Below are 23,507 nucleotides of genomic sequence, written 5' to 3'. Positions count from 1 at the left end.
TTGGAAAGCGCATTCCAAGGTTTTGATCCAACACACAGTTTCCGAAGCACTGAATCAAGGAGTCAGCCATGTCTGTCCAAACTCGATGGGAACATCAGGTTCCGCCGAAAGGGGGTAGTAAAGCATGAGTGCCATTGCCGAACTACAGAGTCTGAACAAGACCAAGGGCAAAAAGATCCCGCCCAAGGACAACAAGGCTGCCCATATTTTCCTGATCCCATGGACTGTCGGCCTTTTTCTCATCACCCTGGGACCGATGGCCATGTCCCTCTATCTCTCCTTCACCGACTACAACCTGTTGCAGTCGCCGGAATTCACCGGATTTGAAAACATCCAGCGGATGCTTGAGGACCAGCGGCTGCACAACTCATTGCGGGTGACCTTCACCTACGTGCTGATCGGTGTTCCGCTGCAGTTGGCGGCGGCGCTGGGTGTGGCGATCCTCTTGGACCGCGGCATGCGAGGCCTGTCGTTCTACCGCTCGGTTTTCTACTTGCCCTCCATGCTCGGCTCCTCGGTTGCCGTGGCAGTGTTGTGGAAGCAGATCTTCGGCACCACCGGTCTGGTCAACCAGGTTTTGGCGAATTTCGGTATCGAAGGCATCGGCTGGATTTCCGACCCAAGCACGTCGCTGGCCAGCCTGATCCTGTTGCACGTGTGGACCTTCGGTTCCCCGATGGTGATCTTCCTGGCCGGCCTGCGCCAGGTGCCCGCCATGTATTACGAGGCCGCCTCGATCGACGGGGCCAGCAAATGGCGCCAGTTCCGCAGCATTACGCTGCCGATCCTCAGTCCCATCATCTTCTTCAACCTGGTGCTTCAGATCATCGGTGCATTCCAGAACTTCACCCAAGCGTTTATCGTCTCCAACGGTTCCGGTGGACCGGCGGACTCCACGATGTTCTTCACGCTGTATCTCTACCAGCAGGGTTTCAAACAATTTGATATGGGTTACGCCTCGGCCATGGCCTGGCTCCTGGTGCTGATCGTCGGCGCCTTTACCGCAGTGAACTTCTTCGCCTCTAAGTATTGGGTGTTCTACGATGACTAATCAGACTTCAGTTTCGCGCAAGGATTTGCACAACACATCCGAACCGACCGATTCGCTGGATGAAAAGAAGCTGCTCTCGGGCGCAACGCCGGAGGGCGGAACGGATAACCGGGGCAAAAAGGTCAAGGGTTACAAGGCCAGAAGCGGCAGCCCGGTGCGTTCAATCATCAAGCATGCGCTGCTGATCATCGCCGCCGCGATCATGATCTACCCGCTGTTGTGGATGGTCGCCAGCTCGCTTCGCCCCAATGACTTGATTTTCCGCGAGGCCGGACTGGTCATCTCCGAGGTCGACTGGAGCAACTACCCCAACGGCTGGAACGCCCTGTCGGAACCGTTCACCAAGTATCTGCTGAACTCGTTCATTTTGGTGGCCGGCTGCATCATCGGCAACCTGGTGTCCTGCTCGATGGCCGCCTACGCCTTCGCCCGACTTGAGTTCCGCTTCAAGAAGATCATGTTCGTGCTGATGCTGATGACCATCATGCTGCCGATCCACGTGATTATAGTGCCGCAGTACATCATGTTCTCGCAGATCGGCTGGGTGAATACCTTCTGGCCAATCATCGTTCCGAAACTGCTGGCTACCGATGGCTTCTTCATCTTCCTGATGATCCAGTTCATCCGCGGCATTCCTAAGGACATGGACGAGGCCGCACGCATCGACGGCGCCGGCCACCCGCGAATCTTCCTCCAGGTGATCCTTCCGCTGATGGTTCCGGCGCTGGCTACCACCGCCATCTTCACGTTCATCTGGACCTGGAGCGACTTCTTCACCTCGCTGATCTACCTGACCAACCCGAGCAACTACACCGTACAGGTCGCACTAAACGCGTTTATCGACTCGACCGGTGAATCAAACTGGGGCGCCTTGTTTGCCATGTCGATCGTGACACTGGTTCCGGTGTTCTTGGCCTTCCTCTTCGGCCAGAAATACCTGGTCAAGGGAATCGCCACCACAGGCCTGAAGTAGAAACCGCCAAGGGGTCCGAAGCGCAAGCAGCGGGCCCCTTAGTTTGTCGCCGAACACTACACCCGAAATTTGAAGGAGCAACTTTGATGAGCACCGCCAACCGAACCCGTTATGTATTGATCGGTACCGGGAACCGCTGCGAAATGTACCTGACCGCCATGCTCGGGGAGCATCACGACGTCGCCGAATTAGTGGCATTGGCCGATACCAACCCAGGGCGAATTGAGTACTACCAGGACGTAGTGGAGCAGACCTTCGGTGAGCACGTTGAGTCTTTTGATCCGAAGGATTTGGCCGAGTTTATTGCCGCCAACAAGATCGACCGGGTGATCATCACCAGCCCCGACTATACCCACGCCGAGCTGGTCTGCACCTCACTTGACGCTGGAGCGGATGTAATTGTTGAAAAACCGCTGACCGTGGATGCCGCCAGCACCGCGCTGATCGCTCAGGCGGTTGAACGTTCCGGGCGTGAAATCATCGTGACCTTCAACTACCGGTATTCGCCGCGCAACACGGCACTCAAGCAGGCGATTGATGAAGGGCTGATCGGCGAGGTCACCTCGATCGATTTCAGCTGGGTACTGGATACCGTGCACGGAGCCGACTACTTCCGGCGCTGGCACCGGATCAAGGAGAACTCCGGTGGCCTGCTGGTGCATAAATCCAGCCACCATTTCGACCTGGTCAACTGGTGGCTTTCCGATACCCCGCACAGCGTTTATGCCGCTGGCGGGCTGAAGTTCTACGGCGCGCAGAATGCTGAGGAACGGGGACAAAACGCCAGTGAGCGTGGCACCAATGAACACAGCGCCACCGAGCCCTTCGACCTTGACCTGCGCAGCGATGAACGCCTGGAGAAGCTGTACCTGAAGAATGAACATCTTGACGGGTACCGCCGCGACCAGGGAGTTTTCAGCGGAGAGATCACCATCGAGGACAACCTGGCGCTCACCGTGCAATACGCCGGGGGACCGGTGCTCTCCTACTCGCTGAACGCCCACAGCCCGTGGGAAGGCTACCGGGTGGCCGTTAACGGCACCGAGGGCCGTCTGGAGCTGGATGTGGTTGAACGCGCAGCGGTGCTCCCAGCGGCCGGAGGCTCTCCGGTGGATCCGTCCTTCTCCGATGACGGGCAGGACACCCGCACCCGGGCCAAAGGCGAACGCCTGGTCGTCCAGCGCCACTGGGGCGAGGCCACCGAAATTCCAATCATCAACGGGGAAGGTTCGCACGGCGGGGGCGACAAACTGTTGCTGGCGGAACTATTCCGCGGCTCCCAGGCCGACCGCTACGCCCGCCAGGCGGGATTCATCGACGGGGTCCGAGCCATCGCCATCGGCATCTGCGGCAATCAGTCGCTGCGCACCGGGCAGGCCATCGAGGTCGACAACGCCGGTCTTGAGGTGGATCTTTCACTGCGTGCCACGGCGGGGATCTAAGCATGGCGGTGAAGACGAAGGTCATCATCACCGGTGGTGCAGGACGATTGGGGCGTGCGGTGGTCTCCGGTTTTGCCGCGGCCGGACATGACGTGGTGTGCCTTGACCGAGGCGTCCCCGAGGACCCGGTGGCCGGGGTGGAGTACCGGAGCATCGATTTGATGGATGCCGCACGGACCCATGAGGTTTTTGAGCAGATTGGCGCCGATGCGGTGGTGTCCCTGGCGGCCATGGCGGTCCCCTTTATGGCCCCCGAGGAAGTATTGCTGCACACCAATTCCACCATTGCCCACAACGTCACCTCGGCGGCCGTGCAGTCCGGAGCGAGCAAGGTGGTTCTTGCCTCCAGCCCTTCGATCATGGGTTACGGTTCCCCGGGTGGCTGGAAACCGTCCAAGCTTCCGCTGGATGAGAACGAGCCACCACGCCCATGGCATGCCTACGGCCTGTCCAAGTATGTTGCGGAGCAGGTTGCGGCGATGTTCGCCGCAAAAATGGGTCCGGACAGCCCGGTGAAGTTCGCTTCCTTCCGTCCCTGTTACGTGATTGCGCCGGAGGAATGGTCCGGGGCTCCCACCCAGCAGGGGCACACCGTCGCCGAACGGCTCGCCGATCCCAGCCTGTCGGCCCCGGCGCTGTTCAACTATGTCGACGCCCGTGACGTGGCAGATTTTCTGCAGCTCCTGCTTGAACGGTTTGACCGGGTTGAGAACGGGTCGGTGTTTTTTGTGGGTGCGGCAGACGCCATGGCCACCGAACCGCTCAGTGAACTGATTCCGCGGATCTACCCGGAATTGGCCGAAGTAGCCACCACGCTGACCGGAACCAGCCCGGCCTTCAGCATCCAGAAGGCTCGCGAGGTTCTTGGCTGGGAACCGCAACGCAGCTGGCGCACGGAACTGGCCCCGGCACTGAGCTGAAACAAAATATTCCGCTACTGAAATATAAGTATGGCGCCCTCTTCGATTCAACGGTGAGGGCGCCATACTTCTTAGATCGGTGAAGCCGTCCGCGGTTAGCGGGTGTGCCAGGTATCTTCCCTGGTGAAGCAGCTGGGCCTCACCGCGGAGTTAAAAATCATCGTGGGGGAATTCTCCGCCCGTGCGGGGTTTGACCGCATACGTGCGAAAACGCAATGAGACGCACTCATTTTCGTTCACCACGACGCATGGAAATCAAGAACTTCACAAGCGCGTGCTTATGAATCGGATCCCCCAAATTAGCGCTTACGAAGAGTCTCCGTGATGCATAACGCTACAACTGAAAGGATGCCGACTGCTAGGAGCACGAGGCCTACGGGTTCCAAAGAAACCACTCGCGAGGTGAATACTTCCGCTGAACCTTGCTGCGGTTCCCATGCGATGGCATCCTTCGTTGAAACGAAAAAGATTCCAAGCACCGTTGAAAGCGTCGCGATGACCCACCCGAGAAGTTGGAACAACCTTGTGTAAGTGCTCAATTGCGTTCCTTATTTCTTGATGCCGAATCCAACAACTGGCGAATAAACGGTCATGGTCCCCGAGGTGCTTTCCGTTGTCCACCTTGGTGTATTTTGCCCTAGAGCCTTCACACCCTTCAACTTCCTGAACTCGTAGATCGACTTCGTACCAAGAGCGTAAGTTCGATATGTTGCTTCTGATTTTTTGCTGCTGGAAAAAGAGGTCCAAGAAATGGAACCATTCATGAGCGCTGATGACCGGGTACGTGGACTAGTGGTTCCACATACGGGGATTTAACAACAAAATCAGGAAGCCAACTTTGCCTTCTGGCACGCGGCCGAACCGGCCAGCTCGTGGCAAAGGCTTGGCACTTAGTCACCTGGAAGCTGAAGTACCTGCGGGCGGGGCAGCCCATTGATGTTCACGCTGGGCCAGCGGGGATCCACGCTGAGGACCTCGATACGTTGGTGCTCGCCATCGTGGGTTAACAGCATGGTGTCCTCCACCTTGTATGTCAGTGAGTCTCTGACGGCACTGGGATTAAAGGCGAAGGCCTGATCTTGCTGGAACACATCTGGCGCGCCTGGGCTCAGGCGCGGGTCGCGTCCGTTGTAGCCGGCCAGGCCGCCCTGATGGTGGTTGCTCCACTCCTGTGAATCGAAACCGTGGTCGGGGTAGGCCTGCTGAACTGTTGGAAGCAACGACCCAAGGGTTGAGCCGAGGGTGATCCCGGCCAGGATATCGGCTTCAACGGCCAAGATGTCCGCATCACCCTGCTCCTCGCCGGGAAGCGGGGCGCCAAAACGGATCCAGCGGGTGACGTTGGCGATTAGCCCGTGCCGGCGCACACACAACACCGCCATGGCACGGCGCCCCAGGCTAGCGTCCGTCGGCAGCGGATGCCGGTGAGCGGCCCGTGATTCGCCGCTGACCAATGCGACCACTACCTCGCCGCCCTGGGCGGTGGCCCCCGCGACAAGTTTGGAGGCCAGCAGGTGCTCGCTGTCCGAGGCGCGGGCCCGGCTCAGCACATCGGTGAAAACCCGGGCCGTGTCGGCGCATAGTTGCCGGTACCGCTGAATTTCCGCTGGACACAACCGTGTCCGCAGGGCCCGCAATTGCGGTTCAAGGCTCGTTTCGTCGAGCACCGTGAAACCTTCGGGCGCCGTGAACCACGCGGAAATCTCATCCAGCGAAGCATGCCAGTCAAGGACATGCAGGCGCGCGGAGTCCAAGCCCGTGAGTTCCTCGCTACAGAGCCTTCCGGCCTCACTGATTGACGTGGCGATATCGCACCCAGCGGCGTGAACAACAACCCTGGCAATGGGAGCGCCCGCCAACGAGACGTGGGTCCGCGCCCCGCCCAGATACCAAGATAGCGAGGCGGGGGTGGAGAGCACCACGGCGTCGCCGCCGAGGTCATGCACCACCTGCATCAGACGGGCATGTTTCACTGCGTGCTCGGTCTGTAGTGCGGTTCCCGGCATCATGTGTCCTAGCTGCTACGGCCGATGTTTTCGGCGAGAATTTCACTTTCTGCGGCGGAAAGAATTCCGTCGATGATCAGCACCCGCACCCGACGCGACACCGGTTTGCCCGGTTCGGCACGCACCGCGGCGTCCCAGGCCAACGAGGCGCCGACACCGGGGTATCCGGCGCAGCGGACAAACCAGGGATCGTTGTCTTGCGAGCAGAAAACGAGTGTTGCCTCGCCGTGCCCCTCAGCGCGTTGGGATAATCCGACGCTGGGTGCGCGGAAGTCCGCGCTGAACGCCAGCCAGTCGCTGACACTTCCGTGGGACTGTTCCTCGCCCTGGGTTTGGCGGGTGTAGATCTTCGCGTCGCCCAGCTTCGGCAGGCGCCAGAAAAATCCTCCGTAGCCGCCGCGTTCGCGGCCGTTGGACCCCGGGGATCCCAAAGAAAGATCCTGCAAGCGTGCGATCAGGCTGAACTCGAAATCAAGGGCCCACCCCTGGCGCCCGGTGCTCTCATCACTGAAAACTTCGGCCCTCACCTGGCGTTGCTCATCGAGTAGCACCACGCCGTGCTGGTCAACCCATTCGTTCAGTGAAAGCACCGCGGCGCCATCGCGGCTGAACTCGTTGGAAACTGTCCGGATCGCTCCATGATCCCGGCGCCAGATGTAGCGTCCGGCGTCCCGGGTGTAGGTTCGCCCACCCCAAAAGTTGGTGCCACTAACATCCTGGAGCGCCACACCGACACCCAAATGCCAGGTGTGGTCCAGCGGTTGCTGGTCGCTGAGCACCACGCCGTTCAAGGTGCGCAGGGAATCGAGGAATGGGCGCGGGGAGTTGGTGGTGGCGATGTCCGCACCGGTGCGCAGCGCGGCCACCTCGATCGTTTGGCCTTCAGGATGCGCCAGGGCCAGCTGGCCGCTGCGCGCCGCGGGCGCGGCCCATGGCGCACCGAGGGAGGAGAACCCGCTCTGCGCGGCCACCGCGCGGCGGATAAATTCATCAATGTCGGGGATCACCGGGTGAAAATCTGCACCGGAACCCACCGGGATGATGGACTGCTCCGGAATTTGAGCTGGTTCGGGGGCGGTGCGGACCTGCTCCAGCACCCGCATGAACGCTCCGGCGGATTTCAGCGAGCTGAGCAGCTCGCTGGCAGCGCCGCGACGGACGTCAACCAGGTTCTCCAGCAGGTTGACCCGGCCGTAGACCTTCCGGCTTTCCACACCGCCGAGATCCGGATTGGGCCGGATGACCAGTTCATCGCGGGTGTAATACAAGATCGCGGTGCCTTCGGTCCCATAGATGGTGATCCAGGGATCGGTTTGTTCCTCGGCGCAGACGGTCAGTGCGGCGGTCAACTCAATTCCGGCGGTGGTGCGCAGCTGAACGATCGAGGTGTCATCGGCTTCGATACGGTGCGCGTGATACAGCTCGGTGGATAGCTCCGCCACCTGCTCGGCGCTGCGGGCGCCGGCAATATGCAGGGCGCTGGCCACCGCGTGGGCCAGCGGGTTGGTGATCACCCCGTCGGCCACGTCCACCCCGTCCAGCACCCGGTGCCCGGCCCAGACGGCCCGGTCGTAGTAGCCGGTGGTGCGCACCCAGGTGCCGTTGGCGCCGACGGCCCGCAGTTTTCCGATGGGTGAATCCAGTGCGTCGTTGGCAAAAAAATCATCGATCGCGGCCAGGGCCTGCGAGCCCAGGGCCTGGAATCCCACCTGCACCCGGGCGCCGCAAGCTTGTGCGGCGTCCAGCAGTTCTTCATACTGGGCCAGTGTGGCCGTTGGCGGTTTCTCCAGGTAGAGATCAGCGCCGGTTTCCAAGGCTCGCAACGCGAGTGGCGCATGGGTGTTGATGGGGGTGGAAATAATGACGATGTCGGGGTGAAGCCCCGAATTCTCAAAGTCGTCCCAGGAGGAAAAGATGGTGCTGCGTTCCCCGCGGATCTCCGGGCCCGGGTCTTGCGGATCCACCCCGGCCAGGAAGGTGATTTTCTCTTCGGCGACCAAACGTTCGATGTTCATCAGGTGCTGGCGGCCGAAGCCGTTGAGCCCAACCAGCACCACCGCGGGCACGGCCTGGGGCGTAGAAGGTGCGCCGGTGCTCGTGCCCGAAGCGGTGGTTTGCTGTGTCATCTCTCTCCTTTGGTAACCGTGTGGTGCGTGAACCTAGTTCGTGGCGTGCGCCGGAACCATGCCGGCCGCCTGCTGCAGGTGCGGCAGCACCAGCGAACCGTAGCGCTGGTTCATCTGCGCCAGGGTGAGCGCGGCATCCTGGGAATTGATTTCCTGGTTAAAGATCTCAACCTCCACCGGACCACGGTAACCCGCGGCGGAGACCCAGCGGGAGATCGTGGCGAAATCTACGTATCCATCACCCATCATGCCTCGGGACTGCAAGGCATCGGCGGCAATTGGAAGATTGAAGTCGCAGATCTGGTAACTGGCCAGCCGCCCCTCAAGCCCTGCACGCTGGATCTGGGTCTGCAGCTGTGGATCCCAGAAAACGTGGAAGGTATCCACCACCACACCCACGGCGGCGGTGGGGTACGGGGTGGCCAAATCCAGTGCCTGGCCCAGGGTTGAAAGCACCGCCCGGTCCACCGCATACATTGGGTGCAGGGCTTCGAGTACCAGCCGCACCCCGTGCTCCAACGCGTAGGGCACCAGCTCGCCAAGCGCCCGGGCCACCCGGTCGCGGGCGGCCACGATGTCCTTGTCCGTCTTCTCCCCTTCGCCGCCCAGGATGTGGGCCGCGGCCGGAAGGCCGCCAACCACCATGATCAGCTCGTTCGCGCCGATGATCGCGGCTTCTTCGATGGCGCGGCGGTTGGATTCCAACGCCGCGCGTTGGCCCTCGGGCGAATTCGAGGTGAGGAACCCGCCGCGGCACAGGGTGCTGGCCTGCAGTCCGCCGGAGCTGATGATCTGCGCGGCCTTTTCAGGTCCGCCGGCCTGTTCAATCAGGTGGCGCCACGGGCCGATGTGGCTCAAGCCGGCGGTTGCGGCGGCTTCAACGGCTGCAGCCAGGTCCAGGTTGGGGGTGGTTCCGGTATTTAGTGCCAGCTCGAAACTCATGAGACTCCTGTCAGGGTGGAAACGGGGGAGGTGATCCCGTTGACGGCAAGCAGCTGATGCATTCGTTCGGCCGCCAGCTCGGGGCGCAGCAGCAGGCCTGCCGAATCGGCTAGCACAAAGGTGCGTACCAGGTGAGGCAACGACCTTCCGGCGTGCAGCCCGCCAACCATCTGGAATCCGCGCTGGTGTCCGTTGAGCCAGGACAGGAACGCGATCCCGGTTTTGTAGTAGAAGGTCGGCGCGGAAAAGATATGCAGACCCAGGTCCCGGGTGGAATCGAGGGTGGCGCGCCCGCGGTGCTGCTCGCCGGCGTCGAATGCCTGCAGGGCGGCGGACGCGGCGGGGTAGATCGCGGCGAAGATGCCCAACAGCGCGTCCGAGTACAGCTGGCCGTCGCCGTCGATCAGTTCCGGGTAGTTGAAGTCGTCCCCGGTATACAGGCGGACTCCGGCCGGAAGGCTGGCGCGGAGGCGTTTTTCATGCTCGGCATCCAACAAGGAGACCTTGACCCCGTCGATCTTCTGGGCATGGGTCTGCAGCAGCTGTTCGAAGGTTGCGGTGGCCGCTTGCAGGTCGGTGTCTCCCCAGTAGCCGGAGAGCGCCGGGTCGAACATTTCGCCCAGCCAGTGCAAGATGACCGGCTCGTTGGCCGCTTCGAGCAGGGTTGAGTACACCTGCAGGTAGTCCGCCGCGCTGCTGGCCGCTTTAACCAGCGCACGCGAGCACATCAGGATCGATTTGGCTCCGGATGCCTCAACCAGTCGGAGCATTTCCAGGTAGGCGTCGGTGACCTGCTGCAGGTCTCCGGGGTTCACCTGGGCTGGGTCCAGCTGGTCGGTTCCCACGCCGCAGGCGATTAAATCGCGCACGGTGCGGCCGGCCACCGCGGGGTAGCGGTTCTCTGCGACCACCGCGGCGGCTTGCGCGGCGGACCGGTTGATCAGTTCGCAGGTTGCCGCGTAGTCAAGACCCATGCCGCGCTGGGCGGTGTCCATGGCATCGGCCACACCCAGACCGTAGGACCACAGTTCGTGGCGGTAGGCCAAGGTGGCTTCCCAGTCCACACTCGCCGGTGCGCCGGGGGTGTTGTCCGCGTCCATCACCGGAATAACATGAGCCGCGGCGTAGACCTTGCGGGTTTGGATCGGTGCGCTGGGGCGCTGGAATTCTCCTGGACCCTTGAGCTGGTAGGTGAACAATTCGCCGTGCTCGTTGGGGAGCAGGATCTGCGGGTAGGCTAGCTGGCTCATAGGGTGATCTCCGGGATGTCCAGGGTGCGGCGTTCGGCCGCTGAACGCAGGCCGAGCTCGGCCAGCTGCACACCGCGGGCCGCGGACAGCAGGCCAAAACGGTGTTCCTGTCCGGCGGCCACGTCGGCCAGGAATTCTTCCCACTGCAACTTGAAGCCGTTGTCCAGGTCGGTGTTGGCCGGAACTTCCTGCCACTGTTCGCGGAAGGATTCGGTGACCGGAAGATCCGGGTTCCAGACCGGCTTGGGGGTGTGGGCGCGCTGCTGGGCCACACATTTGTTCAACCCGGCCACGGCGGACCCATGGGTTCCGTCCACCTGGAATTCAACAAGTTCATCACGGTAGACACGCACCGCCCACGAGGAGTTGATCTGGCCGATCACCGGATCCCCGGCGGGGGTCTCGAGTTCGAAGATTCCATAGGCGGCATCATCTGCCGTGGCCTCATAGGCCTGGCCTTGCTCATCCCAGCGGGTGGGGATGTGGGTGGCGGTGGTGGAGGTGACCGACTTGACCTTGCCGATGATGCCTTCCAGCACGTAGTTCCAGTGGCAGTACATGTCGGTGGTCATCGAGCCGCCGTCGGCCAGGCGGTAATTCCAGGAGGGGCGCTGGGCTTCTTGGATCTCGCCCTCGAAAACCCAGTAACCGAACTCGCCGCGCAGCGAGAGGATGCGGCCGAAAAACCCTTCGTCGACCAACCGGCGCAGTTTCACCAGCCCGGGCAGGTACAGCTTGTCGTGAACCACGCCGGCGGTAATGCCGGCGTCCTTGGCCTGGCGAGCCAGGGCGACGGCTTCGGTCAGGGTTTCCGCGGTGGGTTTCTCGGTGAACACGTGTTTTCCGGCGGCGATGGCCTTGGACAGGGTGTCGTACCGCAGGGATGTCATGGAGGCGTCGAAAACAATGTCCACACTTGGATCGTTGATCATCGACTCAAGGTCGGTGGTGTAGTGCTCGACGTTGTGCAGCGCGGCAAGCTCTTTGAGTTTGGCTTCATTGCGCCCAATGAGGATCGGCTCGACGGTGAGCTTGGACCCGTCGGCAAGGGTGATGCCGCCCTGGTCCCGGATCGGGAGGATCGAGCGCAACAGGTGCTGTCGGTAACCCATGCGGCCGGTGATGCCATTCATGGCAATGCGTAGGACTCGGTTTTCTGTCATGGGGTGTTCCTTTGTGGTCTGTGCTGATGAGAAAAATTATGGGAATGCGCTTTCCACGATAGTGATGCAGAATTAGAGTGTCAACCATCACGCCAGCAGAAGTTAGGCTTGAGTCGGGTTGTAGTGGATGTGAAGGATTTCAGATGGCGATTCGACTAACGGATGTGGCTAACGAGGCCGGTGTTTCATTGGCAACGGCGTCCCGAGTGCTCAATGGGTCTGCGCGAAAACCGGCCGAGGAAATCTCGCTGAAGGTGCGCCAGGCGGCTGAGAAACTCGGGTATTTTCCCAATGCCCAAGCGCAAGCGCTTGCCCGTTCCTCAACCAAGCTGATCGGGTTGATCGTGCGGGATATCGCCGACCCGTATTTCTCGTCTATCGCGCGTGGAGTTCAGCGGGGACTAGGGGAAAGCGGAATTCAATTGCTGCTTGCCAGCGTTGGATCCGACCATGAACGCGAACTGGAAACGATTCGCGCTTTTATGTCCCAACGCACCGATGCAATCATTCTTTCCGGCTCGCGCCTCCTGGAGGGGGACCAGCAGCTCGAGCAATTGCTTGAGAACTACCAGGCCAACGGGGGCCAGGCCATCATGATCGGCCAGCCGCTGGCGCTGACCGGCGGTATCCAGATCGACAACGACGGAACCGCCGCGGACCTGGCGTCCGCGCTGGTTCGGCTGGGGCACCGCCGCTTTGCGATCCTGGCCGGAGACCCGGAGCTGGCGACGCCGCGGCACCGCGCCCAGGGGTTCAGCGACAAGCTGGAACGCACGGGAATTGCGGTGGAGCAGACGCTGCACGGAGCCTTCTCCCGGGAGGGCGGCTACCTTGCCATGAGCGACTTTCTGACGGCCCGGGAAAAACGCAAAGAATCTGGTCAGATCTGTGTTTTCTGCGTCTCTGATGTGATGGCCCTCGGTGCGCTGCATGCAATCCGCGAGCGTGGTCTGCGGGTGCCTGAAGATATCGCGATTGTGGGATTCGACGACATCCCCACGCTGGTTGACGTGACCCCCTCGGTCAGTACCGCGCGCCTGCCGCTGGAGGAGATCGGCCGCATGGCGGGGGAGATGGTGTTGAGCCACTCCGGTGCGAAGCTGGTGGTGGTTTCCGGAGTTCCGATGATGCGCGGTAGCTCAGAACTCGCCACCGCCGATTGATGCCTTTTTGGTATCGAATGATACCAACTGTGTGCAGAAGAAATTCTTGCAAGGGGCTTGACTCGTGATCACAGTCACACTTAGATTACTGGGGAAGCGCTTTCCAAAAAAGGAACTGAAGCGGGTCCCGAGCTCACTCACAATCGTTGTCGCCGGTACCCGACGACCCAAGGAGGAATCCAATGTCCCAGCAGAAAAAGCACGGCACCGTACGTCGTGTTGCAGGTTCACGTCTCAGCAAGGCCGTCGCGTTCGCCGCCGTAGCAGCTCTGGCACTCACTGGCTGCGGTGGCAGCAATGCGGCCGAGAATGCCGATGGTAAGACGGTTCTGCGTTTTGCTTGGTGGGGATCTGACTCCCGGGCACAGGCCACTAACGAAATTATCGAGGCCTTCGAGAAGGCCAACCCGGACATTGACGTCCAGGGCGAGTTCTCCGACTGGGGTGGATACTGGGACAAGTTGGCCACGCAGGTCGCCTCCAACGATGCTCCCGACATCATTCAGATGGATGACAAATACCTTCGCGAATACGCGGACCGCGGCGCGCTGCTGGATTTGACCGGGGTGGACGTGTCGAACTTCGAGGAAGTTTCGATTCAGAACGGCACCACCGAAGACGGTTTGGTCGGCATCACCACCGGCATCAACTCCTTCACCCTCACCGCCAACCCGGAAGTCCTTAAAGAGGCCGGGATCGAGGTGCCGGATGACAAAACCTGGACCTGGGACGACTACCGCGAGATCACCGCGACGGTTTCCGAGAAAAACGACGGCAAGTACGGCGCCGAGGCCCCGAACGAACCGGCAGGCCTGCAGACCTGGTTGCGTCAGGGCGACAAGCACCTGACCAACGCCGACGGGGCAGTGGGTTTCACCGCGGAAGACCTGGCCGGCTATTTCCAGCACCACAAGGACCTGCTTGACGGAGGCTCCTACCCGGTCGCCTCGGTCCTGGCCGAAAACCAGAACGCCGGCCCGGACCGTTCGATGACCGGTACCGGCACCGCGGCCTTCGGCATGTGGTGGAGCAACCAGCTCGGCGCACTGTCCTCTGCAGCCGGAACCGACCTGGTGCCGCTGCGCCTGCCGAGCAACACCGGCAAGGCCGAGGACAACGGCCTGTGGTACAAGTCCTCGATGATGATGTCGGGCTACTCCAAGTCCAAGCACCCGGAAGAGGTCAAGAAGTTCATTGACTTCATGGTCAACTCCGAAGAAGCCGGCAAGCTGAACCAGATGGACCGCGGCCTTCCTGCCAACATGGAAATCCGCGAGCTGGTGACCAAGGACCTGGAGGGCGTCGAAGCGACCTCTGCAGAATTTGTGACCAGCCTGGAACCGGAGCTGGCCGAAACCGAGGCCATCCCGCCGATGGGCTTCAGTGAGGTCCAGGACATTCTGTACCGCTACGAAATGGAAGTATTTTTCGCCCGGCAGTCGGTGAATGACGCCGCGCAAAACGCCTTCAAGGAAATCACCAACGCAGTGTCCTAGGCTCGCCCGAGGCACAACGGCCGCTGGCCCGCACCGAATAGGTGCGGGCCAGCGGCCGTTTGGCGTGGTCGGTGCGCTAGTTTAAGGCCAGGGTATCGAGCACCAGCGAGGCGTGGGTGCGCAGCTGCTCATCATCGGCATCCAGCAACAGGCGCAGCCAGGTTTCATGCTGCGACAGCGGGGCCACCAGGCAGGCCGGAGCGATCAGATCGTAGAGTTCATCGGGGGTGCCGTAGGCGGAGAATTCGTTCAGGTAGGCCGCCAGCACCCGCATCACCCGCTCGTCGTCCATGGTGCAGTTCCAGGCCTCGGTCATGGCGGCCAACGGCGCGGCCAATGAGGAAAACGGGTGGGCCCAGTGGGCGGCCCCGAGATTGAGAATTCGCCCGTGCTCACCGGGTTCGGCCGGGACCACAACCTGCGCCAAATCAAAACCGCCATGTTCCAAACTCAGCGGGATCGGCCCGGCATGAAGGACCTGGGCCGCGTGGGAGAGCGCATCGATGTTGGCCACCAGTGCATCGGCCTGAGCCGGGTCCAGGTACAGCGGGTGTGCTGGATCCAGTGAGACGTGCAGCATCAGGGCTTGTTCGAACTGCTCGGGCAGGAACTGCGGATCCACCACGGGGACCCCGGCGTTGAAGAAGTCTTCTTCATGGCCCATGAGCGCAACCTGGAAGGATCCGAGCGAGGCCAAGGCCAGTTCCCAATTCTCCGGCGAGTCGCCCAGGTCGATCATGGTGTGCCCGAAGTCGGGGCTGAGCATGTAACCGGCCATCCGATCGATCGCCAACGGCATCACCACACGATCGGGCAGCAGCTCACCGGCCTTGACCGTGGTAGCCGCTTCGGAAGCCAGCCCCGGGGCGTTGGCGCTGAAAATCAGATCCGCCGCGTCGGTTTGCACCAGCGCAGAAATCTGATGCAAGGTGGCAGGCCAAAAGTCCGGGCCGCCCACCCGCGAAATGTTATAGGCGCTGCACGCCTGGTCGATCCATTCGGCGGCAGCGTCACGCCAGTCATCGCTATTCCACACATCTATCCACTGAGCCACGTTCTTAATCGTAGTATGCCGGGTCAAGTGGGCAATGAGTTGCTACCGTAGGACTCACGGCCAGTAATTTGCTCCTCTTTCGAAGGATTTCGATCGTGAATGCTTTTCGCCCTAGCTACCGGCACCGTGATTACAAGGCCGTTCTCTTCGACCTGGATGGTGTCCTGACCCCCACCGCGCTGCTCCACCGCGCCGCCTGGCACGAACTTTTTGCCGGCTATCTCTCAACTGAACACCCGGAATCGGATCCCTACACGGAATCCGACTATTTCCGATTGCTGGACGGCCGTCCCCGGTATGACGGGGTGGCCGCCCTTCTTGGCTCGCGCGGCATCAACCTTCCGTGGGGCGCACCGGATGATGCGCCGGGCTACGCGACCGTCTGCGCTCTGGGAAATATGAAAAACAGCGTGTTCACCACCGTGCTGGAGCGCGACGGCATTGAACCCTACGCCGGTTCCCTGGCCTATCTGCAGCAGGTGCTCACCGCCGGCTTGGACGTCGCGGTGGTCTCTTCCTCACGCAACGCCGCGGCGGTGCTTGCCGGGGCAGGGTTATCCCAGCTGATCCCCACGGTCATGGGCGGCGTCGAGGCGCAGGTTCGCGAACTGGCCGGCAAACCCGAGCCGGATACGTTCCTGGCCACCGCCCGCGACCTGGGATGGCGTCCGGAGGAATGTGTGGTGATCGAGGACGCCACCAGCGGCGTTTCCGCGGCCCGCCGCGGCGGCTTCAAGGTCATCGGTGTGGCGCGCGAGGACAACGAAGCCGACCTGCTGGCTTCCGGAGCCCACTTTGTGGTCACCGATCTGTCCGAACTGGTTTCCGCGCAGGCCGTTGACGCCTGGGAATTCGACCCGTGGTCCATCACCCGCGACGCCGGGCGGGATGACACCGGAACCCAGGATACGGTTTTTTCGCTGGGCAACGGATTCTTGGGGTGCCGATCGGCGCAAATTGGCCTCGGTGAGCAGGTTGGCGGAAGCTTCATCAACGGGTTGCATGAGACCTGGCAGATCCGCCACGCGGAAGGCGCCTTCGGCCTGGCCGAAACCGGGCAAACCATGATCAGCGCCCCCGACTTCCGCACCCTGCGGGTATTCATCAACGACGAGGCGCTGGAGGTCGGCCGCACCGAAATGCTCCGCGATGACCTGCGCCTGGACTTCCGCGACGGCGCGCTGCTCGCCACCACGCTCTGGCGCACCGCGGAGGGGCACCGGGTAGCGGTCACGGCGCGCACCATGATTTCCTTTTCGGACCGGCACCTGGCGCTGCAGGACCTGCACGTGCGCCTGCTGGACGCCCCGGCCAATGTGATTGTGCAGTCCGCGCTCATCGGTTATCGCTCGCAACGCCCGGTGGCGTCCCCGGAAGAACTGGACGCCTCGGGGCCTGGTTTTGATCCACGCCGTGCCGAGGAAGCCAGCGTGAACCCGCTGGCTCCCGCCGGGCACCGCCGCGAGGGAGCCCGCATGGGGATTTCCTATGACGTGGCGGGATCCGGAATGTCGGTGGCCGCCATGGTTGAACACCAGATGAGCACCACCGGCGGCGGCTCGCCGCGAGTGGACCTGACCCGCAGCGTCACCGAGGAACGGGCCGAAGAAGTGGTCAACGCGCGCTTGGAGGCCGGCCAGGGGCTGCGTGTTGCCAAGTTCGCGGTGTACCACTGTTCGCGCCGTCACCCGGCCGAGGAGATGCTGCAGCGTTCGAACCGCGCGCTGAATCACCTGGTGCCGCGCGGCATCGATGCGCACTTCCGGGCCCAACGCGACTTTATGGCCTCCTATTGGGAACGCAGCGATGTGAGCGTGAGCAGCGATGACAAAACCCTGCAGCGCAAGATCCGCTGGAACCTGTTCCAGCTGGCCCAAGCCTCCGCGCGTGCCGATGGTTTGGGTATCAGCGCCAAAGGCGTCAGCGGCAACGGATACTCGGGGCACTACTTCTGGGACACCGAAATTTATGTCCTGCCGTTTTTGACCTACACCAATCAGCAGTGGGCGCGTAATACGCTGCGCGCCCGGGTGGCAATGATTCCGGCGGCCAAACGCCGTGCGGGCATCATGAACGAGGACGGCCTCCTCTTCCCGTGGCGCACCATCAACGGCGAAGAGGCCAGCGCCTACTATCCCGCCGGTACCGCTCAGTATCACATCAATGCGGACGTGGTGTATTCGCTGAACCGCTACGTGACCGCGGTGGAAGACGATGAATTCCTGATTGCCGGCGGCGCCGAAATCCTGGTGGGCACCGCGCGGATGTTCGCCTCGCTGGGATTCTGGCGCGGCCGCGGGGAGCATGAACGTTTCCACATCCACGGGGTGACCGGCCCGGATGAATACACCGCGGTGGTGAACGACAACCTGTACACCAACGTAATGGCGCGCTTTAATCTGCGGCGCAGCGCCCAGCTGCTCGGGGAGTTTGCGCAACGCCATCCAAAGGCCTATGCAGAACTGGCCGAACGCCTGGATGTTCAACCAGAAGAGCTCGCCAATTGGGAACATGCCGCTTCGTGTATACATATTCCGTACTCGGAAAGCGCCGGAATCCACCCGCAAGACGAGCACTTCCTGAACCGCGAGGTCTGGGATCTGGAGAAAACCGGGCCAGACAAACGTCCGCTGCTGCTGCACTACCACCCGCTGGTGATCTATCGATTCCAGGTCATCAAGCAGGCCGATACGGTGCTGGCGCTGTGGCTGCGCTCCAGCGATTTCACCCCCGAGCAGAAGCTTGCCGACTTCAACTACTACGACCCGCTGACCACCGGGGACTCAACACTTTCCGCCACGGTTCAGTCGATCCTGGCCGCCGAGGTGGGGTACCGGGACCTGGCGTGGGAGTACTTTGAGCATGCGCTGAATGTGGACCTGCAGGACCTGCACGGCAATACCGCCGACGGGGTGCACGTCGCCTCGACCGGCGGGGTCTGGGCCGCGCTGGTTTACGGTTTCGCCGGCCTGCGCGACGACGATGACCGGCTGTGTTTTGATCCCCGGCTGCCCCAAGCCTGGGGCTCGATGGACTTCAAGCTTTCCTGGCACGGAACCCGTATCCAGGTGGTGGTGCGGGCGCAGTCCATCGAATTTACGCTTCGCGGGCCGCATTCGCGCCCGGTCTGGGTGCGCGGCCAACAGCTGGATCTGCTGCCGGATGAAACCGTGGTGGTGCAGCTGGAGGATCAGGGCCCGGTTCGCCACGGGCGGCCAACCCTTGATCATGTGCTTTCGCTGCAGGCCGATGCGGGTGCGGAGGTGCCGATCAAACCCTGGTGAGTGGGTGTCAGGAATCGTTTCTGAGGTTGTTTCCGGCGGTCTCGCCGCCATCTATGGCGATCGAGGAGCCGGAAACAAACCTCGATTCGTCGCTGGCCAGGTACAGCACCAGCGCGCTGATTTTTCCGCCCAGACGTCTCGCAACTCTTAGCCTGAATCCACCGATTGGCATCCGAAACCAGTGAGAACCTGAAATCGCGGCGCTACTCGGGTATAAACGCACGGGTTTTACGGTTTCAGAGTCGCCAAAACAGTCGGCCTCGCTGCCGATGATGTCCCACAAATGCTGAAGGTGACGCAGCAAACGACTGGGCGGATAAGAGAGTGTCAAACAGTTTGGGGTAAGGCCTGCACGCTGGTCAATAGCCGCATCCACGCCCCAGCCCAGGGCCAGTTCCACGGCAGGTGCAACACCTGCTTACGGGCACTGGACGCTACCCTGGCCGGAACCAGAATCAACTTCTGGCGGATCGTTGCCAACTTGGCCCGAGTGAATCGTCCACCGGCCAGCAGACCGGCAGCCCGGGTCAGGTTGTAGGCCATCGCTGCAGCGTGCAGCCACGCAGTGTTAGCGGTGAAGTTTCCCGAAGGCATGTGGGCCAAGGGCCCCGACTTCAGTTCGGCGTTCACGGACTCGATCACCGCGTGCTGCCGATGCGTCTTATCCAACGCAACCGTATCCATCCACTCCTGAGGGATGGTGGAAAACACCGCGTGATACCGGTAGATCTGGAACATTGGCTCCTGACCTTCCATCGCCAGTTTCGTTTCGTTGCGCTGCGCGACCCGTCGCACCACCAATCGGCCAGGGACCCGCAGGGCCTTCTTCTTCGAAGAAAAAGCGGTGTACGGGATCTCGGCGACCTCAGCATCAGAGATCCACTGTTTAGTGTCCTCATCGAAGATCGCCTTCGGGTACGCGATCTTCACCCACGACTGATCATCGATGGTGCCGATTGTTCCCTTGATGTGTTTGTTCATCCGTACCGTGACCGAGACCTGCGCTCCACCTGCCAACGCGGCGGCGACCGCGGTGGCACTGTAGTACGCCGAATCAGCCCGGGTGATCAACCGCCCACCCAGATTCATTTTCTTCACGGTTCCCACCACGCCGGCGATGAAATGCGCGGCACCCCGCGCCGAATGAGTCGCTCCTTTGCGCAGCCGCTGCGACACGAGCGCCGGGGCATACTCGTCGGTACTCACGGTTCCCAGCAAGGCATTCAACCCCCTAACCTTCGAGTACCCATACCCGGCGCCTTGCTTCATGTATCCATGGACCTCGATGATGGTGTCATCCACGTCCAAGAACACAAACTGCTCCTTGCTGGGCTTACCCAGCAATGGGACCTGCTGGTTCAGGTTCACGAGCAGCTCCCCAGCAGTGGATTGCAGCTGACGGGCATGACCGAATGTGAACGTGCGCAGGAAGGAGCCTAGGGTGGAAGGTGCGTAAGTGCCGGTGAACAATTTGCCCATCGCTCCGTGACGCAAGATCCCCATATCATCGATGCTGTCAGCGCCGGAGAGCATCCCGGCAACTAGTGCGGTGACTTTCAATCCGGCATTCGCGCCCTTGTCGGTGGGGAGTTTGACTTTCTGATCCACGCTTTCACGTAATCCTGCCTGCTTGGCAAGAGCCATAACTGGAACCAGTCCTGCGGCACCGGTGAGGTTCACCTCGCTGAACGATGCGCTGATCGAGGTGAGATTGTGGGATACTTGCATCTGGTAGATGTCCTTCTTTTGGGTGTAAATGATGTTCTAGACAAACACTATTTTCCCATGTCGAAGGGCATTTACTGCTTTAATGACGGATTAATGACGACGAGCTCATCGGTGGATTCAGGCTTAGGTAGAGAGGCATTTCACGCTTGATTCCCGGCTCACTCATGGCGAGGTTCTCTACAGTTTTTATTCCGCGTATCCAGATTTATTGCTAGCCTCGATGTTTCATGAGGCAGCCCAAAAAGCACCGCATTAACCTAAGGAGTTGGATAAACCCCTGTCATGCCCGCAGAGTGAAGACGCAACAAAGTACCCGGCCGCCAGACAGAATCGCCAAGAATTGTGCGCTTCGACCGAACACCCGAATACGATTTACGTGGACATTCAACATCGCAGCGCACAGGAACTGACCAAAAATCAGGTCCGCAACCTTATGCCAGCGCCACTACGACTCATGGTGCGGGTTTCCTCGCGTAATGACGGCGGCCGGATCCGTGCCCGGTGAAGCGACCCCGTCTGGTGAGCGGTGGAATCAAAACTAATCTTCACCCGCAGTGCATGGTTCACCGCTTTCGCCGCGATCGCATAAAGCCTGGCGCGTAGTTTCTTCGGCTCCCACTTGGCCGCCTGATGCGCCTGAAGGCAAAGTAATTGCATCCACGCGGTCACCTGACCGGCAAGGAACGCGAGACGAGTCCACCACTCATGCTTAGCCCACTGTTGGCACGGAAGATTACGCAAGCCCGTGTCCTTCGCGTTAAGGATCCTGTCCTCGCACCTGGCCCTGGCCCGATGCCGCAGATCCAACACCACCATGTCCGGGTGGCGCTGATTCGTCAGGAAAAACGTTTACCGGAAACTACCCTCCAAAGCCGGGGTGAACAGCGTGTCTTGGTTCCGGGCCTGCTTGCGGGCCTGCCGGGAGCCTGGATGCAACGGCTCACGCCGGACGAACAAGCGTGACCCTTTCGGATAACCCTCCAACACGTCTTTGCCCATCAGCAAGGTAATCTGAAGCGACGTGACGTTATCTTTGTTTCCGGCCGTGATCATCACGGGCCACGTTCCACGATTCCGGATCCAAAGCTTCCACTGCGGCCTTGGTTTGTGTAGTTTCCGCATTGGTCACGGAGAACTGATAACCCCGACCAGGGGCGGTAAGCCAGGAGAGGTATTCGTAGTTGCACCCTGCCGAATCCGTTCGGAACAACAGTTTCTTCCCCCACGTGGTGATCCGCCGGCAGTGAGTTGACTGCCATGGCACTGATCTGGGAATGGTCTTTGGCGGTATTGGACCCGGCACTGCCGGTGCGTTGTAAAAACTCGAGGGGTTCGCCGGTGGCCTTCGCCCGGTAGTCTACGAAGGTGAGCAACGGGTGGCGCCCGTAGGTTCCTTTCCACGCGCCAGAGGCACCGACCGTCTTTATCCTCACTGTGGGAGATGATCACTGTCGCGTCCAGGTCGATGAGCAGCGGGTTGCGTTCGCTGACCTCGTGCATTGGTGAGCGTTCTCCAGCCAGTTCCCATGCCTTGGCGCGGGCGGCTTTGACCGCAGCATTGAAGTCGGTGACCGCGCTAACTGGTGCCTGGGTGGTGAGTTGTTCAAAGAATCTTGCTTCGGTCGGTGCGGAGGTCACCTGACCAAACAGGGGGTGTTGCCCGGTGGTGGTGCGCAGTAGGTCGATGTTCTGCGGGCAGTCCCCACCGAAGGCGATCATGGTAGTCATCTCGGTGAGGATCCTCGCACCCCGGTGGGTCGCGGTTTCTGGAGTGTATCGCTTCAGGTGTTGCAGGCCGTGGCTGAGCCCGGTGAGGTCTATGGTTTCAGTCAGGAGGCTGGCCCCGGCGTGGGTGGCGAAAGCTGCGTTGATGTCGAATGGAAATCGGGTGTAGTTTTCGGTGGTGTTGAACCCCCAAGAGGGTGCTCTCTGATCGTGTGTGATTTGTGTTTGACGACTTAATTATCTCTGATCAGGAGTTCCTTCTGGCTTTTGAGCACGCGGGTGTTGAGTATTCGATGAAATACATAGGCTAGCCTAGCCACAGACCAAACCGGGCATTTGGTTTCGTTCCCCCTAGTCGAAACCAATACAGTGGTCTAAATTCCATGTCCAACCCCCAAGTGGACATGGAAGCCCCGGAAATAAGAGGTCCTTGCCGCTCTGCCGCGAGCGGCAAGGACCGCTTGTATCAATGATTCACGGAAACCAGGAGTTTCGCGTACTCGTTCTTTGGTCGTGTCTGCGACCCGGGCTCCGTCTTTGGTCTTGCATGGGAGATCCGCGTCGTTACATCTCGGAAGGTTCGGCCAGAACTTACACAGTCAATGTAGTTTTGTTGCTGGCGTCGGCTTTCTTGGGCAGAAAATCAATGCTGATGTGCTTTTCTATGAACTGAGCACCAAGGGCCTGTTCCAACTCTGGAATCAGAGTTTCCCGAATGACATTCATTCCATCCAATGGCCGTGCTTCGACCCGCAAGGTGTATCGGGCATAGAGCACCGGGTACTGGGATCTGCCGCCGATGCGGATTTCGGCATTGCTGATTCCCGAAGAGTGGAGAGCGGCTTGTTGCGCGGCCCGTGCAAGGACTTCCGTTTCCATGCTGCTTATACCGTTGCCAGTTTCGGATCGGTAGATGAAAGTTCTCTTACTAGGCTTTTGCGGAAGCGCTGAAAATACACTCAGTAAAGCTACCAGGACTATCACTGCTAGTGCTCCTGCAGTAAATGTGGCCAGTTCAGGCATTTGAACTAGCAGCGAATCACGTACTCGTGCCTGCCCCCCAACGTTTTCAGCTGTCCTTGCGATCCAACTCATCCAAGCCATCGCGCCTCCAGCAAGGAGCAGGGTCAGACCTATCAGCGCCAGAAAGATCCGTTGCCGGATACCGTTTGGTTTCCACAAAT

General features: G+C 60.9%; 18 protein-coding genes. 7 read left to right on the top strand and 11 right to left on the bottom strand.

All coding sequences use genetic code 11. From position 1 onward, the window contains the following. Positions 1 to 124: 124 nt before the first annotated feature. The 4 genes from ACIOWL_RS17590 to ACIOWL_RS17575 all read left to right on the top strand — a co-directional run bounded on the left by ACIOWL_RS17590 (position 125) and on the right by ACIOWL_RS17575 (position 4,386). Positions 125 to 1,051, top strand: coding sequence for a carbohydrate ABC transporter permease (locus ACIOWL_RS17590; protein ID WP_400388045.1), 927 nt, complete (start codon positions 125 to 127; stop codon positions 1,049 to 1,051). Further along, the gene (locus ACIOWL_RS17585; RefSeq protein ID WP_400388042.1) at positions 1,044 to 2,024 is read left to right on the top strand and encodes a carbohydrate ABC transporter permease; all 981 of its coding nucleotides are present in this window, start codon (positions 1,044 to 1,046) and stop codon (positions 2,022 to 2,024) included. Before ACIOWL_RS17590 ends, ACIOWL_RS17585 begins: the two co-directional genes overlap by 8 nt. 86 nt (positions 2,025 to 2,110) lie before the next feature. Next, the gene (locus tag ACIOWL_RS17580) at positions 2,111 to 3,466 is read left to right on the top strand and encodes a Gfo/Idh/MocA family protein (protein ID WP_400388040.1); all 1,356 of its coding nucleotides are present in this window, start codon (positions 2,111 to 2,113) and stop codon (positions 3,464 to 3,466) included. A 2-nt stretch (positions 3,467 to 3,468) separates the two neighbouring features. Next, positions 3,469 to 4,386 carry an NAD-dependent epimerase/dehydratase family protein gene (locus ACIOWL_RS17575; protein ID WP_400388037.1) on the top strand — a complete coding sequence of 306 codons (918 nt, stop codon included), beginning with the start codon at positions 3,469 to 3,471 and terminating at the stop codon, positions 4,384 to 4,386. Positions 4,387 to 5,276: 890 nt separating this feature from the next. On the opposite strand, the gene ACIOWL_RS17570 is transcribed toward ACIOWL_RS17575, so the two are convergent. Genes ACIOWL_RS17570 through ACIOWL_RS17550 form a run of 5 tightly spaced genes read right to left on the bottom strand, consistent with a single transcriptional unit; the run spans position 5,277 to position 11,873 of the window. Next, positions 5,277 to 6,395: a M24 family metallopeptidase gene (locus ACIOWL_RS17570; protein ID WP_400388035.1), complete on the bottom strand. Its 1,119-nt coding sequence runs from the start codon at positions 6,393 to 6,395 to the stop codon at positions 5,277 to 5,279. A 5-nt stretch (positions 6,396 to 6,400) separates the two neighbouring features. Beyond that, the gene (locus ACIOWL_RS17565) at positions 6,401 to 8,518 is read right to left on the bottom strand and encodes a DUF6807 family protein (RefSeq protein WP_400388032.1); all 2,118 of its coding nucleotides are present in this window, start codon (positions 8,516 to 8,518) and stop codon (positions 6,401 to 6,403) included. Between the two features lie 33 nt (positions 8,519 to 8,551). Continuing rightward, the gene (locus tag ACIOWL_RS17560) at positions 8,552 to 9,460 is read right to left on the bottom strand and encodes a sugar phosphate isomerase/epimerase family protein (RefSeq protein ID WP_400388029.1); all 909 of its coding nucleotides are present in this window, start codon (positions 9,458 to 9,460) and stop codon (positions 8,552 to 8,554) included. Continuing rightward, entirely contained in the window at positions 9,457 to 10,710 is a 1,254-nt protein-coding gene (locus ACIOWL_RS17555; protein ID WP_400388026.1) for a dihydrodipicolinate synthase family protein, read from the bottom strand. Before ACIOWL_RS17555 ends, ACIOWL_RS17560 begins: the two co-directional genes overlap by 4 nt. Then, entirely contained in the window at positions 10,707 to 11,873 is a 1,167-nt protein-coding gene (locus ACIOWL_RS17550) for a Gfo/Idh/MocA family protein (protein ID WP_400388024.1), read from the bottom strand. Before ACIOWL_RS17550 ends, ACIOWL_RS17555 begins: the two co-directional genes overlap by 4 nt. Before the next feature lie 143 nt (positions 11,874 to 12,016). On the opposite strand from ACIOWL_RS17550, the gene ACIOWL_RS17545 reads away from it, so the two are divergent. Together ACIOWL_RS17545 and ACIOWL_RS17540 are read left to right on the top strand one after the other, a co-directional pair. Further along, complete coding sequence (locus ACIOWL_RS17545) at positions 12,017 to 13,036, top strand: LacI family DNA-binding transcriptional regulator (RefSeq protein WP_400388021.1); 1,020 nt, start codon at positions 12,017 to 12,019, stop codon at positions 13,034 to 13,036. A 182-nt stretch (positions 13,037 to 13,218) separates the two neighbouring features. Then, a complete protein-coding gene (locus tag ACIOWL_RS17540) occupies positions 13,219 to 14,532 on the top strand; it encodes an ABC transporter substrate-binding protein (protein ID WP_400388019.1) in 1,314 nt (437 codons plus the stop codon). 76 nt (positions 14,533 to 14,608) lie between these two features. On the opposite strand, the gene ACIOWL_RS17535 is transcribed toward ACIOWL_RS17540, so the two are convergent. Next, on the bottom strand, positions 14,609 to 15,586 hold the full coding sequence (locus tag ACIOWL_RS17535) for a hypothetical protein (protein ID WP_400388016.1): 978 nt from the start codon (positions 15,584 to 15,586) through the stop codon (positions 14,609 to 14,611). Between the two features lie 95 nt (positions 15,587 to 15,681). Between ACIOWL_RS17535 and ACIOWL_RS17530 the strand changes: the two genes are divergently transcribed. Further along, the gene (locus tag ACIOWL_RS17530; protein WP_400388013.1) at positions 15,682 to 18,870 is read left to right on the top strand and encodes an HAD-IA family hydrolase; all 3,189 of its coding nucleotides are present in this window, start codon (positions 15,682 to 15,684) and stop codon (positions 18,868 to 18,870) included. A 7-nt stretch (positions 18,871 to 18,877) separates the two neighbouring features. On the opposite strand, the gene ACIOWL_RS17525 is transcribed toward ACIOWL_RS17530, so the two are convergent. The 5 genes from ACIOWL_RS17525 to ACIOWL_RS17505 form a co-directional block, all read right to left on the bottom strand. Continuing rightward, positions 18,878 to 19,201: a hypothetical protein gene (locus ACIOWL_RS17525; protein WP_400388010.1), complete on the bottom strand. Its 324-nt coding sequence runs from the start codon at positions 19,199 to 19,201 to the stop codon at positions 18,878 to 18,880. Further along, the gene (locus tag ACIOWL_RS17520) at positions 19,198 to 20,598 is read right to left on the bottom strand and encodes an IS1380 family transposase (RefSeq protein ID WP_400388007.1); all 1,401 of its coding nucleotides are present in this window, start codon (positions 20,596 to 20,598) and stop codon (positions 19,198 to 19,200) included. The genes ACIOWL_RS17525 and ACIOWL_RS17520 overlap by 4 nt, the downstream gene beginning before the upstream one ends. 417 nt (positions 20,599 to 21,015) lie before the next feature. After that, positions 21,016 to 21,438, bottom strand: coding sequence for a transposase (locus tag ACIOWL_RS17515; RefSeq protein ID WP_400388211.1), 423 nt, complete (start codon positions 21,436 to 21,438; stop codon positions 21,016 to 21,018). A gap of 9 nt (positions 21,439 to 21,447) precedes the next feature. Beyond that, positions 21,448 to 21,654, bottom strand: a complete 207-nt coding sequence (locus ACIOWL_RS17510; protein WP_400388006.1) for a hypothetical protein — start codon at positions 21,652 to 21,654, stop codon at positions 21,448 to 21,450. A gap of 1,260 nt (positions 21,655 to 22,914) precedes the next feature. After that, positions 22,915 to 23,505 carry a hypothetical protein gene (locus tag ACIOWL_RS17505; protein ID WP_400388003.1) on the bottom strand — a complete coding sequence of 197 codons (591 nt, stop codon included), beginning with the start codon at positions 23,503 to 23,505 and terminating at the stop codon, positions 22,915 to 22,917. Positions 23,506 to 23,507: the final 2 nt, after the last annotated feature.

Origin of the sequence: Glutamicibacter sp. NPDC087344 (assembly GCF_044744225.1) — a bacterium.
Taxonomy (GTDB): Bacteria; Actinomycetota; Actinomycetes; order Actinomycetales; family Micrococcaceae; genus Glutamicibacter.
Note: the sequence above shows the minus strand (reverse complement) of the source record. Positions and strands in the feature narration are given on the sequence as shown.

What these genes read in the sequence shown, in the direction of transcription:
- ACIOWL_RS17590 (WP_400388045.1), top strand. Translation starts at nt 125, where the DNA reads ATGAGTGCCATTGCCGAACTACAGAGTCTGAACAAGACCAAGGGCAAA.
- ACIOWL_RS17585 (WP_400388042.1), top strand. Translation starts at nt 1,044, where the DNA reads ATGACTAATCAGACTTCAGTTTCGCGCAAGGATTTGCACAACACATCC.
- ACIOWL_RS17580 (WP_400388040.1), top strand. Translation starts at nt 2,111, where the DNA reads ATGAGCACCGCCAACCGAACCCGTTATGTATTGATCGGTACCGGGAAC.
- ACIOWL_RS17575 (WP_400388037.1), top strand. Translation starts at nt 3,469, where the DNA reads ATGGCGGTGAAGACGAAGGTCATCATCACCGGTGGTGCAGGACGATTG.
- ACIOWL_RS17570 (WP_400388035.1), bottom strand. Translation starts at nt 6,395, where the DNA reads ATGATGCCGGGAACCGCACTACAGACCGAGCACGCAGTGAAACATGCC.
- ACIOWL_RS17565 (WP_400388032.1), bottom strand. Translation starts at nt 8,518, where the DNA reads ATGACACAGCAAACCACCGCTTCGGGCACGAGCACCGGCGCACCTTCT.
- ACIOWL_RS17560 (WP_400388029.1), bottom strand. Translation starts at nt 9,460, where the DNA reads ATGAGTTTCGAGCTGGCACTAAATACCGGAACCACCCCCAACCTGGAC.
- ACIOWL_RS17555 (WP_400388026.1), bottom strand. Translation starts at nt 10,710, where the DNA reads ATGAGCCAGCTAGCCTACCCGCAGATCCTGCTCCCCAACGAGCACGGC.
- ACIOWL_RS17550 (WP_400388024.1), bottom strand. Translation starts at nt 11,873, where the DNA reads ATGACAGAAAACCGAGTCCTACGCATTGCCATGAATGGCATCACCGGC.
- ACIOWL_RS17545 (WP_400388021.1), top strand. Translation starts at nt 12,017, where the DNA reads ATGGCGATTCGACTAACGGATGTGGCTAACGAGGCCGGTGTTTCATTG.
- ACIOWL_RS17540 (WP_400388019.1), top strand. Translation starts at nt 13,219, where the DNA reads ATGTCCCAGCAGAAAAAGCACGGCACCGTACGTCGTGTTGCAGGTTCA.
- ACIOWL_RS17520 (WP_400388007.1), bottom strand. Translation starts at nt 20,598, where the DNA reads ATGCAAGTATCCCACAATCTCACCTCGATCAGCGCATCGTTCAGCGAG.